The sequence below is a fragment of the Streptococcus sp. M334 genome (assembly GCF_000187745.1).
GTDB lineage: Bacteria > Bacillota > Bacilli > Lactobacillales > Streptococcaceae > Streptococcus.
Genome location: NZ_GL732486.1, coordinates 493,121 through 507,841, shown reverse-complemented (window position 1 = coordinate 507,841; position 14,721 = coordinate 493,121). Strand labels below are relative to the sequence as shown.

16 protein-coding genes and 2 pseudogenes are annotated in these 14,721 nt (G+C 34.2%); 15 read left to right on the top strand and 3 right to left on the bottom strand.

Annotated elements, in window-relative coordinates; all coding sequences use genetic code 11:
* Positions 1 to 7 precede the first annotated feature (7 nt).
* From HMPREF0851_RS06975 to HMPREF0851_RS06915, 14 genes and pseudogenes are all read left to right on the top strand, one after another.
* Positions 8 to 1,690, top strand: coding sequence for an ABC transporter ATP-binding protein (locus tag HMPREF0851_RS06975; RefSeq protein WP_009014206.1), 1,683 nt, complete (start codon positions 8 to 10; stop codon positions 1,688 to 1,690).
* 335 nt (positions 1,691 to 2,025) lie between these two features.
* The gene (locus HMPREF0851_RS06970) at positions 2,026 to 2,634 is read left to right on the top strand and encodes a Type 1 glutamine amidotransferase-like domain-containing protein (RefSeq protein WP_000344264.1); all 609 of its coding nucleotides are present in this window, start codon (positions 2,026 to 2,028) and stop codon (positions 2,632 to 2,634) included.
* A 180-nt stretch (positions 2,635 to 2,814) separates the two neighbouring features.
* Positions 2,815 to 3,552, top strand: coding sequence for a CPBP family intramembrane glutamic endopeptidase (locus HMPREF0851_RS06965; RefSeq protein WP_000134976.1), 738 nt, complete (start codon positions 2,815 to 2,817; stop codon positions 3,550 to 3,552).
* Positions 3,553 to 3,841: 289 nt separating this feature from the next.
* Complete coding sequence (locus HMPREF0851_RS06960) at positions 3,842 to 4,666, top strand: alpha/beta fold hydrolase (RefSeq protein ID WP_000668462.1); 825 nt, start codon at positions 3,842 to 3,844, stop codon at positions 4,664 to 4,666.
* Positions 4,660 to 4,772: pseudogene (locus tag HMPREF0851_RS15605) on the top strand (ADP-ribosylglycohydrolase); the annotation flags it as partial. The gene HMPREF0851_RS06960 and the pseudogene HMPREF0851_RS15605, both read left to right, overlap by 7 nt.
* A gap of 119 nt (positions 4,773 to 4,891) precedes the next feature.
* Entirely contained in the window at positions 4,892 to 5,509 is a 618-nt protein-coding gene (locus HMPREF0851_RS06955) for an SAP domain-containing protein (protein WP_000573122.1), read from the top strand.
* A pseudogene (locus HMPREF0851_RS06950) lies at positions 5,508 to 5,681 on the top strand (hydrolase); the annotation flags it as partial. The gene HMPREF0851_RS06955 and the pseudogene HMPREF0851_RS06950, both read left to right, overlap by 2 nt.
* A 111-nt stretch (positions 5,682 to 5,792) precedes the next feature.
* The gene (locus HMPREF0851_RS06945) at positions 5,793 to 6,674 is read left to right on the top strand and encodes a diacylglycerol/lipid kinase family protein (protein WP_000710103.1); all 882 of its coding nucleotides are present in this window, start codon (positions 5,793 to 5,795) and stop codon (positions 6,672 to 6,674) included.
* 63 nt (positions 6,675 to 6,737) lie between these two features.
* Complete coding sequence (locus HMPREF0851_RS06940; RefSeq protein WP_001086574.1) at positions 6,738 to 7,229, top strand: hypothetical protein; 492 nt, start codon at positions 6,738 to 6,740, stop codon at positions 7,227 to 7,229.
* A 176-nt stretch (positions 7,230 to 7,405) separates the two neighbouring features.
* On the top strand, positions 7,406 to 9,148 hold the full coding sequence (locus tag HMPREF0851_RS06935) for a glycoside hydrolase family 13 protein (RefSeq protein ID WP_000423945.1): 1,743 nt from the start codon (positions 7,406 to 7,408) through the stop codon (positions 9,146 to 9,148).
* 119 nt (positions 9,149 to 9,267) lie between these two features.
* On the top strand, positions 9,268 to 9,579 hold the full coding sequence (locus HMPREF0851_RS06930; protein ID WP_000420556.1) for a hypothetical protein: 312 nt from the start codon (positions 9,268 to 9,270) through the stop codon (positions 9,577 to 9,579).
* Positions 9,580 to 9,582: 3 nt separating this feature from the next.
* Positions 9,583 to 10,299 carry an alpha/beta hydrolase gene (locus tag HMPREF0851_RS06925; RefSeq protein WP_000759785.1) on the top strand — a complete coding sequence of 239 codons (717 nt, stop codon included), beginning with the start codon at positions 9,583 to 9,585 and terminating at the stop codon, positions 10,297 to 10,299.
* Positions 10,300 to 10,465: 166 nt separating this feature from the next.
* The gene (locus HMPREF0851_RS06920) at positions 10,466 to 10,636 is read left to right on the top strand and encodes a hypothetical protein (protein WP_000260556.1); all 171 of its coding nucleotides are present in this window, start codon (positions 10,466 to 10,468) and stop codon (positions 10,634 to 10,636) included.
* Between the two features lie 23 nt (positions 10,637 to 10,659).
* The gene (locus HMPREF0851_RS06915; RefSeq protein ID WP_232197001.1) at positions 10,660 to 11,046 is read left to right on the top strand and encodes a type II toxin-antitoxin system death-on-curing family toxin; all 387 of its coding nucleotides are present in this window, start codon (positions 10,660 to 10,662) and stop codon (positions 11,044 to 11,046) included.
* Positions 11,047 to 11,237: 191 nt separating this feature from the next.
* Here the strand turns inward: HMPREF0851_RS06915 and HMPREF0851_RS06910 are convergent, their stop codons facing one another.
* Genes HMPREF0851_RS06910 through HMPREF0851_RS16645 form a run of 3 tightly spaced genes read right to left on the bottom strand, consistent with a single transcriptional unit; the run spans position 11,238 to position 13,087 of the window.
* Entirely contained in the window at positions 11,238 to 12,053 is an 816-nt protein-coding gene (locus tag HMPREF0851_RS06910) for a TIGR03943 family putative permease subunit (RefSeq protein ID WP_000617830.1), read from the bottom strand.
* Positions 12,050 to 12,955 (bottom strand): permease, encoded by a 906-nt coding sequence (locus tag HMPREF0851_RS06905; protein WP_000123611.1) that lies wholly within the window; start codon positions 12,953 to 12,955, stop codon positions 12,050 to 12,052. Before HMPREF0851_RS06905 ends, HMPREF0851_RS06910 begins: the two co-directional genes overlap by 4 nt.
* The gene (locus HMPREF0851_RS16645) at positions 12,956 to 13,087 is read right to left on the bottom strand and encodes an SPJ_0845 family protein (RefSeq protein WP_000268684.1); all 132 of its coding nucleotides are present in this window, start codon (positions 13,085 to 13,087) and stop codon (positions 12,956 to 12,958) included.
* Between the two features lie 243 nt (positions 13,088 to 13,330).
* Here HMPREF0851_RS16645 and HMPREF0851_RS06895 point away from each other — a divergent pair, with 243 nt between their 5' ends.
* Positions 13,331 to 14,647, top strand: coding sequence for a DUF1919 domain-containing protein (locus tag HMPREF0851_RS06895; RefSeq protein WP_000442115.1), 1,317 nt, complete (start codon positions 13,331 to 13,333; stop codon positions 14,645 to 14,647).
* Positions 14,648 to 14,721 lie beyond the last annotated feature (74 nt).

Here is a 14,721-nt window from a genome sequence, read left to right as displayed (position 1 = left end):
TTTAGGAATGAAACAATTGACAAAGTACCATAAGAAGTCTTTTTATACTTTCATGATTTTTAATATACTAGTTCCTTTAACTAATATTGCTTTTGCTTATTCTATTAAAATTATAATTGATAGTGGAATGTCCCAAAATAGGGAAGCTCTAACCCAAGCGATACTAATAGGCGCTATCGTAATATTTATCTATGCCAGTCTTAATTTTATATCCCTTCGATTAAGAAATAAACTTGTTAGGCAGATTATGTCAAGATACAAAAATAAGGTGTTTAAATCTATTTTAGATAGGGATTATAGAGAATTTTCTAAGGAAAAATCAGGGAAATTTATTTCAATATTAACTGAGAACATAAAGAAAATTGAGCAGGATTATTTGCACCAGTATTTTAATATTTCAAAAAATATTTCCTTAATGATTTTCTCACTCCTAGCTATGTTTATAGGCAATTGGTTTTTGACCTTATTAGTTATCATTGCTAGCATTATTCCTATGATGACTTCAGGATTCATTGGACAAAAATCAGCCTCTCTACAAAATAGTTCTATGATAGCCGATCAGAAATATTTAGCTAAGGTTAAAGATATTTTAGCAGGGTTTCTAGTTATAAAAAGTTTTAATGTGAAAGAGGCTATCCGTCAAGATTACAGAAACGAAAGCGAAAAATTGGATGAGATATATTTCATCAAAGGGAAATTTGATGTTTTATCTAATGTTATTTCTCAAGTTTCAGGGATGATTGTTTTTTTAGTAGCCTTTAGTGGAGGAATGTATCTGGTCTTCGGTGGGCATACCACAATTGGGAGTGTTACAGCTATTGTTCAACTAGTCAATTTTGTAGTAATGCCACTAAATGAAATTGGTATGGGAATGAGTAAATTCCGTGAAGGTCAGGCTACACTGAATTCATTTGAGGTAAAAGATGTAATCGAACTTCAAACTGGTAAAACGAAAGAATATTTTGATGATGTCATTTCTTTTTCAAATGTAGATTTTTCCTACCCTAATGCTGAGGAAAAGATTTTTAATCATTTATCTTTGCAGATCAAAAAGGGGGAAAAAATTGCAATAGTAGGTATGTCAGGTAGTGGAAAATCAACTTTACTCAATCTATTACTGCGTTTCTATGATGTAACAAGTGGGTATATCTCAATTGATAATCAAGATTTGCAAGCTATTTCAGCAGAGAGCCTTTATAACTTAATGACTATTGTTCAGCAAGATGTTTATATCTTTGATGATACTTTAAAAGCAAATATTACCCTTAGTCAATCCTTTACTGAAGATGATATAAAAAAAGCTGTACAGCAGTCTGGCTTAGAAAGTTATATTTTAGAAAATGAATTAGGTCTACAAACTTTATGTGGAGAGAATGGATCAAATCTATCTGGGGGAGAAAGACAGAGACTTAGTATTGCGCGTGCCTTGATTCGAAAAACTCCAATCTTATTATTAGATGAGGCTACCTCGTCTTTAGATAATAAAGTTACTAGTGAAATTGAAAATTCAATTTTAGAAATTCAAGATTTGACGGTTCTTGTTGTTACGCATAAGTTAAATAAGAGCATGTTGAAAAAATACAATAGAATTCTTTTTATGAAAAATGGAGTTATTGTTGAAGATGGTTCTTTTGATAACTTGATGGATCGGAAAGGTGAATTTTATAAATTGGTTGAGTTGAGTGTGTAATTCTCTTTCGTTTTATAGTATAATTCTATAAAACACTCTATTACTTTCGTTTTATAATATAGATGTTGACTAGCACCACATGTTGAGGCGATATCACTGCTTGTACAAGCTGAGGCATCAGCGAAGTAGAAGTAAACGATCTCCCATACGATAGGACTCGTAGAATAAGGAGGGAAACCGACGAAATGATACGGTAAGTCCGAATCGTCTAGTATGTAGTATTGCTGGTGCGATCTTAGTCAGTTTATAATAAAATGATATGTTTTAAAAATTTATAATTTCGAAACGTGAATAAACTTGTTTAAACTTTATATATCTTTAGAAAGTGTGAAAGATTGGACGAACAAATTTTTTTGATGGGTGGAAATCCGCCGATAAAGAACCATACGATTGTTAATAAAATTGTGTCATCAAGGAAGATCGAAAGAATTGTCATTTTTACAGTTTATCGAGAAAATTGGGAACCGTATATGAAACAGTACACGGAAGTTTTCCGAAGCCATCTTTCTAACCTAAACACTGATTACTTACTCTTGGACACTGAGCAGATTAATTTTGATAGCTATCTAGATGCTGATCTAGTTATTATCGGTGGTGGAAATACGGAAAAGTATTTAGCTACTTACGTCAATCAGCAGTTCAAAAATTATATCGATCGTATGCTGAATAAAGGGACAAAAGTTATGGGATTTTCTGCAGGAGCCCTATTATTAGGAGAAAAAGTCTATGTTTCACCTAATGATAATTCAGATCATCAGATAAAGATAAAAAATGGATTAGGACTCTTTAGTCAGTTTTTAATTAGTGTCCATTATGATTCCTGGAATGATAAAGCTAATAAGGAGAGAGCTGAAGAACTCGTTAATGTTCCCATAATTCCACTAAATGATCATTCCTGTCTTGTATTGGATAAACTTGGAAACATCACAGAGAAAATTGACTAGTTTTAATCATGCGAATCTGAATCTACGAAACTAAAGTATTGACGAAATGAATAATGAAAAGCCTTGATTGTAAGGCTTTTTTTGGTTTTTTGTGATAGAATATAGGTAGTTATAATCGAGAGCAACTAAGAAGCAGTAAAAAAATATTATACGTAGAATAATCAAGATTAGGAAGATAAAATGACAGAAATTGATAAAAGGAATTTAAAAAATTATCTTTATTGTACATTTGGAATTACTTATATAGCTTGGGGGCTTCTTGCCATCTTTACGCAATCTCATATTTTGGGATTAGAAACATTTATAGGGAGAATGTTACATATAGTAGGTGCACTTGGTCCAGCTATTGCAAGTGGCTTTTATTTGAAAAGGAATAATATAAAATTTAAACATTTTGTATTTAATAAAAGAAAAAATAGTAGTATTTATTTTATTATTCATTTGTTAGCAATTTTGATACTATTTTCTGTATCTTCCTTAGAATTAAATGGAGTATCAATTTATCTGATGCCATTATTCTTTATACAACTAATTTTTTTTGGTGGTGGACATGAAGAATTAGGATGGAGAGGTATATTACAACCGTTACTTGATAAAAAATATACTTATTGGCAATCTAATTTGATTGTAGGATTAATTTGGGGGATTTGGCATCTGCCTTTATGGTTTATAGTTGGAGAAAGCCATCAAGGATTTCCTTTTATTTTATTTTTTATATATACATTATTTTTAAGTTTTGTTTTAGGGCTTCTTTACCGTCAAACGAAATCTGTGGGATACTGTCTATTATTTCATGCGTTCGCAAATTTGTTAAATCTCTATTTTGTGTTAAAAATTAATGTTATTTTTATCATCATTTTTATTGGTTATTTGATTTATACAATGTTGGCTAGTAATAGAATTAGTAAGGAAAAGTAATTTTAACTTTAGATTAGTATATCCATTATTAAAAGTAACGATTGGCTAATTAGATGATCTATGTTAGAGAATTATCTATTATAATTTAAAGTGGAGTGATGAATGTCGTTTCTTTTGAAGTGGTGAAAATCTTTCCGTTCCACAGTATCATTCTAAAATGATTTTTACTGCCTTTCGTTTATTAATATAAAAGAAGAATATTACCACATGTTGAGGCGGTATCACTGCTTATTCAAACTGATTAAACAAGGATGTAGCTAGTGAAAGTCCTACAGTAAGGAGTTTAAACATGAAATTCCATGAATTTGGGGATAAGAATTTACCTCCTATCTTACTAATACACGGTGGCGGCAGTTCTTGGTGGAATTATCTTCGTCAAGCACGTATCTTGTCAGAAAAATACCGTATTATTCTACCCACTTTGAATGGTCACGGCGAGGAATATCAACTTGATTATGTTTCTACTGAAGATTCTACATTGGAGATTCTAGACTATATCAAAGCAAACTGTGGTGGGAAATTGTTTGCAATCAGTGGTGTTTCACTTGGTGGTCAAATTGCCATGGAGCTTTTATCTTTAGATAGTGAAATTGCTGAGAAGGCCATTATAGACGGAATCCTCTGTATTCCTCAACCAAGGTTAGCTAAAATCAGCATCTTTCTAGTGTCTCTATTTGGTAAACTGATGTTCAATAAATTCTCTTGCAAACTTCAGTTAAGCATGATGAACAAACTCTATCCTAAACTGCCTTATCCAGAGGAAATAAAAGCTTATTATTTGGAGGATTTGCCAAGGACGCCTGTCAAAACATTGGTGACCATTTACAAAAACTATATGGGGCATTACAAGCTGAAAGATATGATTTCTGCTAGCAAAGCTCAAGTTCTGTATATCTATGGTGAAAAAGAATTGAACTGTGTGAAAGAATCAGCGAAATTATTTCATCAGCTACATTCAAATACAATTTTGTATGAAGCAAAAGGTTATAATCATGGTTATTTATCATCTTACCTACATCAGGAGTGGATTGATTTAGTTGAGCCATTTTTAAAGAGCAATCCATTGGGAATGTGTAATGAATCTGATATGTCACAAGGAGGAATCGTATGCTAGGAGCAATTATTGGAGACATTGTAGACTCTGTTTACGAATGGAACAATATCAAAACGAAGGATTTTCCTTTATTTCTTGAGGATTGTTTTTCACGGATGATACGGTAAGTCCGAACCGTTGAGTGTGTAATCTTGTTAGTGAAACGTAGCTAATCCTCAAAATAAAGAAACTAAAACTCCATTATTTTGAGATGACAACCTAAACTGGTTTTAAGGAGGTGTTATATTGATAGAAAGCAGACCTGAGTTTGATAAAATCGTATCATTCGATGAGTTTAATAAATACTATTGGTATCGTGATGAACTCTCACAGATATGCAAATCATTAGGGCTTGAATATAGGGGCACTAAACAAGAACTCAATCATATTATTGAGCAGTACTTTAAGGGTAACTTGATTAAGAAGTCATCAATAAAAAGGAAAAAGAAACGAGTAGAAATCGTTACCTTAGATACGCCTTTACTTGAATGTGGATTCTCCTTTAATGCACACTTTAGAGAATATTTCTCAACTTTAACAGGTATTTCGCCATTTAAATTTACTGCTGATATGGCGACTGCTTGGAGAAAAGTAAAAAGAGAAAATGATTTGAATTTTACAATCCAAGATATGCTAAAAGTTTATTATGGAAATTCAGATTATGCCAAGTATGATCATTCGGTTTGTCAATGGAACCAATTTTTAAAGGACTTCTGTGCAGACGAAAATAGTCGTAACTACTCAAACAAGTTAAAAGTAGCTTCTATTCTTTGGAAAGAAGTTAGAAATTCAAAAGCTGAAAAAATTTATTCAAAGAATCTTTTGACTGAATATGCTGATAAAATAAAAGAGTATGGTAAGTAGAAACCCCATCTCACTTGGTGGCGATAGTGATACACTTGCTGCAATAACTGGTAGCATTGCCGAGGCAGCTTACGGTATTCCTTATTGGATAAAAGATAAGGCCTATTCTTACTTGGATGAACCCTTAAAGGATGTAGTCATTAGATGGGAAAATAAAATAAAAGCGTATTAATCTCCAGTACGTCAGATTTCTATTTTCTATATTTTCATTGTATAATAGGGTTACATTTAGTTTCATATAATGAAATATAAAGATTTCTAACGAAGATTAAGGAGAAAATCAATGAAAAAAGCAATGGTAATTATTAACCCTACTTCTGGTGGGGAAAAGGCTTTGGATTACAAAGATAAGCTGGAAAATAAAGCAAAAGAATACTTTGAACACGTGGAAACCAAAATTACCGAAAAAGCTTTGGATGCAACACATTTTGCTGAGGAAGCTTCTCGTGAGCAGTACAATGCAGTGGTTGTGTTTGGTGGAGATGGGACTGTCAACGAAGTCATTTCGGGTATTGCTGAGAGAGACTACATTCCTAAGTTGGGGATTATCCCTGGGGGTACGGGTAACCTCATTACAAAACTGTTGGAAATCAATCAAGACATCGATGGCGCAATTGATGAACTGGATTTCAACTTAACCAATAAGATTGATATCGGTAAAGCGAATGACAATTATTTTGGTTATATTTTTAGTATCGGTTCTCTACCTGAGGCGATTCACAATGTGGAGATTGAGGACAAGACAAAATTCGGTATTTTAGCCTATGCTGTAAATACAATGAAGTCTGTCATGACGGATCAAGTCTTTAACATTAAGGTTGAGACAGAAAATGGAAATTATGTTGGTGAAGCTAGCCATGTGTTGGTTCTCTTGACAAATTACTTTGCTGATAAGAAAATTTTTGAAGAGAACAAAGACGGCTATGCCAATATTTTAATTCTGAAAGATGCTTCTATATTCTCTAAACTATCCGTTATTCCTGATTTACTAAAAGGAGATGTTGTCGCAAATGATAATATCGAATATATCAAAGCCCGCACTATTAAAATTTCTTCTGATAGTGAATTGGAGTCGGATGTTGACGGCGATAAATCGGATAACCTACCTGTAGAAATCAAAGTTCTAGCTCAGCGAGTAGAAGTATTTTCAAAACCGAAAGAGTAAAAGATAAAAATTAGTTTATCATTCACAACGAAATTAAGTTCTATATCAACGATTGGAGGAGGAATGAATTCTCTATTTGATGAATTTCGAACAATTTGTTCTCATTTAAACCAAGTCGGAATCACTCCGACGCTCATGGGGTCTTTGGGGTTTGAATACCGATCAAATGAAGAATGGGGGCCGTCTGACATTGACATTCATGTGCCTGGTGATCCTAGAGGTTGGGAAGCACCTGATCATCTCAGAATTTATGAGTGGGACAAGATAATGAAAGTGATGAAACACTTAGACTATGCCTTAATAGATATTCATGAGCATGAATTCAAAAAAGATGGTCTGAGTGTTGAATTCGGAAGTATCGATTCTTTACCTGATTTTGCAGGAGTTTCGGAATCGGATATAGAGTTGATTCATCTCGAAAACATCACTTTTCGCATTCCAAATCTAGAACAGTTTTTAAGTATTTACAAGGCTTCTTCCCAAGATTCTTATCGAAATGAGCACAATAACAATAAGGATTTTAAAAAAATTGAGTGGCTGGAAAGACATTTGTAAATCATCATTTGAAAAGTAGCAAGTTGTAAGATTGGCTGCTTTTTTATTTATAGAACTAAACCACTCGAAACTATGGACAAACCTTGCAAATAAAATACGAAAGTAGTATACTAGATTAACAATTGTGAAAACGTTTGCGTTGTATACGGATGAAAGTAAACTAGGAGACAGATACAATGGAATTAACAGCCATTTACCATAGGCCTGAGTCGGAGTATGCCTATCTTTATAAGGATAAGAAGCTTCATATTCGGATTCGAACTAAGAAAGGGGATATTGAAAGTATCAACTTGCATTATGGTGATCCTTTTATCTTTATGGAGGAGTTTTATCAAGATACAAAGAAAATGGCCAAGATAACTTCTGATGCCTTATTTGACCATTGGCAGGTTGAAGTGTCTGTCGACTTTGCACGTATCCAGTATCTCTTTGAAGTCACGGATACAGGAGGTCAAAGTATTTTGTATGGTGATAAAGGGTGTGTGGACAATTCTCTAGAAAATCTTCATGCTATTGGAAATGGATTTAAGTTGCCTTATCTTCATGAAATTGATTCATGCCAGGTTCCTGACTGGGTTTCAAATACGGTATGGTATCAGATATTTCCTGAGCGGTTTGCCAATGGAAATGCTCAATTAAACCCAGAAGGGACTTTAGACTGGGAATCATCTATCACACCTAAGAGTGATGATTTCTTTGGTGGTGATTTACAGGGGATTATTGACCATCTGGATTACTTGCAAGACTTGGGCATTACTGGACTTTATCTTTGTCCGATCTTTGAATCTACGAGCAATCATAAGTACAATACGACAGATTACTTTGAAATTGACCGTCATTTTGGAGACAAGGAGACTTTTCGGGAACTGGTCGAGCAAGCGCATCAGCGAGGTATGAAAATCATGCTGGATGCTGTATTTAATCATATTGGTTCGCAATCTCCTCAATGGCAAGATGTTGTCAAAAATGGTGAGCAATCTGCTTATAGGGATTGGTTCCATATTCAACAATTCCCAGTGACAACTGAAAAGCTAGCCAATAAGAGAGAGTTACCCTATCATGCTTTTGGTTTTGAGGACTATATGCCTAAGCTAAATACAGCCAATCCAGAAGTTAAGGATTATCTTTTAAAGGTTGCGACTTATTGGATTGAAGAGTTTGATATCGATGCTTGGCGTTTGGATGTGGCTAATGAGATTGACCATCAATTTTGGAAGGATTTTCGAAAGGCAGTTTTAGCTAAAAAGTCTGATCTTTATATCCTTGGAGAAGTCTGGCATACGTCTCAGCCATGGCTAAATGGAGATGAGTTCCATGCTGTCATGAATTATCCGTTATCTGATAGCATCAAAGAGTATTTCTTACGAGGTATTAAGAAGACAGACCAGTTCATCGATGAAATCAATGGCCAATCTATGTATTACAAGCAACAGATTTCAGAGGTTATGTTTAATCTCTTGGATTCTCATGATACAGAGAGAATCTTGTGGACGGCCAATGAAGACGCTCAACTGGTTAAATCAGCCCTAGCCTTTCTCTTTTTACAAAAAGGAACACCCTGTATCTATTACGGAACAGAGTTAGCCTTAACTGGCGGTCCAGACCCAGATTGTCGTCGTTGTATGCCTTGGGAACGTGTCTCAAGTGACAATGATATGCTGAATTTCATGAAGAAGCTGATCCAGATACGGAAATATGCGTCAGCAATCATTCCGCATGGCAAGTATAACCTAAAAGAAATTAAAGCTGATGTAGTAGCTCTGGAATGGACATACGAAGGCCGAGTCCTTAAAGCCATCTTTAACCAATCAAGAGAAGAGTATCTTTTAGAGAAAGAAGTAGTAGCACTAGCAAGCAATTGCCAAGAATTGGAAAATCAGCTTGTCATCTCTCCAAAAGGATTTGTGATTTTTCATTAAAGAGCAATTAAGAGTGACAGGAAAATTGTAATATAAAGATCATTTTACAAACAGACTATTTGTCGTCTTGCTACAATTGGTATATAATTTAACTTAAAGAAAATAGGAGGACTAATCGAATGGAATTAAAAGATTTTACAGAAAAAGAACAGGAAATGATTAAGAAGGGGCTGACTACGTCTAAGATTAGTGACAAGGAAACTGCTGAGAAGATTCTTGCGCTAGTACCACAAGACTTGATTAAGCGAATCCCATTTTTCGTCAGAAAACATGCTACAACACGTACTATTAAACGCATTTCAATTGAACACCCTGAGCTCTACGCTGCAGCTCAAACAAGTGGTGAGATTCCAGAAAAAGAAAGAGAAGAATTGCGTCAGATTATCACAACTATCTTTGAACAAAAGATGAATAAGCATAGTATTAAGTAGAGAATGAAAAAATATTTTATTGGCGGTTTGGGAAGCAATGTCTATCATAGCAAGGATTTTCTTCAGGAACTAAATTCGCAGATTTATTTTCTAAATCCATATGAAAAGCATCTTCGAGATGAAACAGAATTGAAATCATGGTTTAAAAATGAGATTGTAGAGGAAGAATCTATCTGTCTGATAGGTCATTCTCTTGGAGGAGATTTGGCGCGTTACCTTGCATCGGAATTTTATGAAGTGAAAAAACTAATTCTTTTGGATGGTGGCTATCTAGATTTAGATAAGATTTTAACTTTAGATGCGGAATTAGAGGAAACTAAAAACTATATCAAATCTCAAATTATTTCGGACTTAGATGTTCTTATTTCTAAAGAAAAATCTGAAGCAAAGCATTGGTCAAAAAATATGGAGAAAGCAGTAAGACAGTCCTATCACTGGAATGCGGAGTATAATAGATATGAGTTAGCTATAAAATATGAAAATATAGAAGCGATACTCAGCCTACGGAGGAAAATACAAGCTTTTAAGAGAGAAGTGGGAGAGACCTTGTTTATCAGTCCTTGCTATTCTAATGAAACCACATGGAGAGAGGAAGCCTTAAAAGAATTGCCAGACTATTTTGATACTATTTTTCTAGAGAACTTTGGCCATGAGCTTTATACTGAAGCACCTAGAGAAGTTGCTAGTCTGATTAATGAGTGGTTCTCTTATTCTCAATGAGCTACTTGTATTATTTAAAATGTTATAGGATTTAAAATAGCAGCATTAATAACTTTTCAAAACCATAATATTTATTTGCTCTGATAGAGATTGTTACGGGAGCGAATTATCCTGCCATTGTAATTACCGCAATTATTTATTTTAATACAGAAAAGGAGAAAATAAGATGGTTGTGAAAATAAGAAAACAAGGAAATTCAATCACTATTCCAAGTGGTGTAAAATCGGAAGAATTGGATCAGCAGGTTTCTTATATATCTGATGATGCCTTTGACTTAAATGTAGATAAAATCTTTGACAGATACGACGATGTTTTCAAAGCTTTGGTGGGAAAATAACAGTATAATTGACAGAAAAGTAAATTGAAAAAATAAATGCTTTAGCAATTCAACGGTATTCTCCAAATGAGAAAATTCAAACAGTTAGTCCTTCGGCTTTAAATATGATTGTTAATTTACCAGAACAATTTGTCTTTGGGAAGCCTCTTTATCCAACAATTTTTGATAAAGCAACGATACTATTTGTCCAATTGATAAAGAAGCATGTTTTTGCCAATGCTAATAAACGAACTGCTTTCTTCGTTTTGGTGAAATTTCTACAGTTAAATCATTATCGTTTTTCTGTAACGGTTGAAGAAGCGGTAAATATGTGTGTAACTATCGCAGTAGAGTCCTTAACAGATGAAAGCTTAACCACTTACGCCAAATGGGTCTCTGAACATTCGTTTAGAATTATTGGAAAAAATTAAGCTCAACTATTCAATTCTTGTAAGTATAAATAAAGAGACTATATTAAAAATCTGTAATGCAGAAACGACTATTGTCTCTTTTTTTGATGGGGGAGAATTTTCGGCATCTTCCTGTATCTCATATAACAAAAAACGAACAGGCTCTTTTTCCGTCATTCAGAAGAGAACTTGTTCGTTTTTATCTTGCTTTTTTAAAACACGCGATACACATAGGGATTCTCTGGTTTATCGACTTTGGTAAAGCTTTCGATTTCCAATGTTGGGAGGTTTTGTTTGAGTTCTTTATGGTAGTGATTGACCAGTTTTCCTTTGGCTGTTATCCAGGTGTTGTTCTCATACTGCCGGGTATTTCCCTTGGTCAGCAATCCATAGACACCTGAATCTGCGATACAGTGAATAATGCCGAAGCGGAACAGAAATTGGCTATTGGCATGACTGGGGTCGTTATAGACAAAGCCTGTGAACTGGACTGTCTTGTCCTCAAACTCATCTGGATAGTCGTAGATAGCCTCCATGACTTCCATATAGTTTTCGTTGGTAATCTGAATACTATCTTGCGACAAGTATTTATCCGCCGCTGTTCGCATCTCCTTTTCATAGGCTGATTTTGAAAAATAAGAACTGGTATCTGGTTTCAAATATTGGCTTGTCGTCCCTTCACTTGTCTGAATGGCTTGATCCGTTCCTTCTGATAAGGGGAAATGATAGCCTTTGGCAGAAACGGTCTGAGAATCCAAGCTAACAGTTGGAAAAGTTAAACCGACGACAATTGGAATGACAAGAAGAGCAATACTAGTTCCTTTAGCTAATCGGCTATTCAGATGACTGTGGGTTTTGACTTGCTTAATCCAGATATACAATTGAACAATAGCCAAGATAAAGGAAAGCACCATGGAGATATAGGCAAGATAGGAATAGTGCATGTTGATGTACTGGTTTAATTTGCCCGACAGATGGAGATAAATGGTCAGTTCAAAATAGCCAGCTAAAACTAAAAATCGAATCATAGGATGACTCCAATCAAGAGAGAATAGACTAAGACAACGAGAGTCACAATCGTAATGAAGTGACTGATAAATCGTGCTTTCAAGTAATTTTTCATCATGAGAATATTTTTGATATCCAGCATTGGGCCAATAACAAGAAAGGCCAGAACTGGTGCCAAACCAAAACTCGAGAGTAGAGAGGCTCCGATAAAGGCATCCGCCTCACTACAGAGCGAAAGAAGAAAGGCCAAAAGCATCAAGAGCAGGATGGCAAAAAGAGGGGTCGCACTAATAGAGGTCAGAATCCGAGTCGGAACATAAACCTGTATAACAGAAGCAAAGAGGCAGCCAAATACCAAATAACGCCCCGTATCAAAAAACTCATCTATGGCCTGCACAAAAACCTGAAAAACTTTTTTTGCAGGGTTCAAGTGAGAAAAATCATGTTCATGACAGGCCAACCGATTTTCTTTCTGAATCGGTTCTTGCCAGAAAAATCCTAGAAAAATCCCAAGTATCACAGCCACAAGAATGGAACCAAGAGCTCGTAACAGGGCGACATGGAAGGAGTTGCCAAAGGCAGAATAGGTCGCAAAGAGAACAATGGGATTGATAACAGGTGCTGTTACAAGAAAGGGAACAGCCGTGTAACTGGGAACCTTTTTTTCCAGAAAACGATTGATAATGGGGACAATCCCACATTCGCAAGAAGGGAAAAGTATCCCTACGAAGGTACCAAAAAAGATTCTCCCCCAACGATTTCGAGGGAGAAAATGATAAACCTTATCAGGTGTGATATAGACCTCAATCAGCCCTGAAACAATACTTCCTATCAGAACGAAGGGGAGGGCTTCAATGATAATGGAGAGAAAAATGGCTCCAGTCTGAAGCACACTAGATGGGAGTTGTTGGAAAGCAGTCATCTAGTTTTTCTTTTCTGCTTTAGCTTTTTTCTCTTTGTCATCAGGGAAAGCAACTTGTTTCAAATCAGGGAGTTTAGCAAACTCTTCAAACATCTTGTCCAAGTCGTCTCGTTTTGTAAATTTTACAGCCATAGGTGTACCTCGATTCTAAATTCTACCTCTATTATACTATTATTTTGAGGAAAAGGAAAAAGTTAAAATTTCAAATTGAGTAGCTAATAGATAATATAGCTTGATATTAGCTGATATATATCATAAGTGTGATATAATTAAATAAAAAGAAGATTATGGGAGGTAGTAAAATTGACTTGCTTAATCAGTGTTATTTTATTACATCAAGGAGACAGAAATAGTTTATTAGAGTCTTTGTCAATAGTGGAAAGACAAACATTAAAAGATATAGAGGTTATTATTGTAAATCAATCTACAGAGGAGATAGCTTCCATTAGCCAACAGATGGATCTATCATTTAATATTAAGATTATAGATGAGAATTCTTTTTCTGAGTTGTCTGATATGATTACAGGAGATTATATTACGTTTCTATCTTCAAATGATTCATTATTTGATTGGACATTTGAAAAGATGTATCATGCGATAAGATTATCCGATTCTGATGTGGTTCTTGGTAATTTTGCTGATTTGAATGATGGAGTATTTTACTTTTATCCTTGGGGGGATAATTGGTTGACAGAAAATTTAACGAATGTTCAAGTTTTGCAAAAGATGGATGATACAGATCATCGAATTAGAAAACAATATTGCTCATTATTCGGAAAATTATTCAATAGTAAGCTTTTACGAAAAATAAATCAATTTGATATAAACAACCTTATTTGGAGACTTTATATTCACTCTAAAACTGCAACCTATATTAATTTCCCGACATATATCTATAAACCTGTTGTAGATGCTAAACCTCTAAAAGGCTCCTACAAAATCATATTAGAAAATTATGAAAATAGAATCAAAGATTGCTCTGTCTTAGAAAACTATGATATAGAAATAGCGAAAAAACAGTATATTCAAGAATTAGCAAATTTTAGTGCTCAGTTAAAAAATGACGGTGAACATTTAGATTCTGAAATTGTTTATCATAAGTTGATAGCTGCAGAGAAAGGAATTTTCCCTTTTCTTGACCTTGATAGATTAGATTTTTCGATTATAAGTAATAATTGTGTTGGAGGATTAATTTATAAACAACTTGGTTTTCAATATAGAACACCTTTTGTTGGTTTATTTATTCTTCCTGATGATTATTATAAACTTACAAAGGACTTTCGTTATTATATGGAACAAGAACTTGTTTTCGAAGAGGAACTTATTTCACCGAGCTGGACTCATGAAGTTTATCCTTTGGGACATTTAGGAGATATAGATATTCATTTTCTACATTATTCTAGTATTGAAGAAGCACGGACTAAGTGGGAAAAAAGAAAAAAACGCATAAATTGGGATAATCTATATTTTAAATTTGACAATAAAGATTCAGCTAGTGAAGAAATTCTAAGTAAGATGGATAATCTTCCTTATTCTAACAAATTAATTTTAGTCAATCGTCCATATAAAAATTTGAAAAGTCAATGTGTTATTCCAGGTCAGGAACATCTTCCAGAACTGGCTATTATGTCTGATCCATTAAATACTTTTGATATCATGGCTTGGTTAAAAAAAGGCGGCAATGCTCTATAAGTACAAGTTATTGCGCTATAGCATATAAATCTATTCCCTACATATTTTTTAAATGTTCTACGAGTTAATTTGAA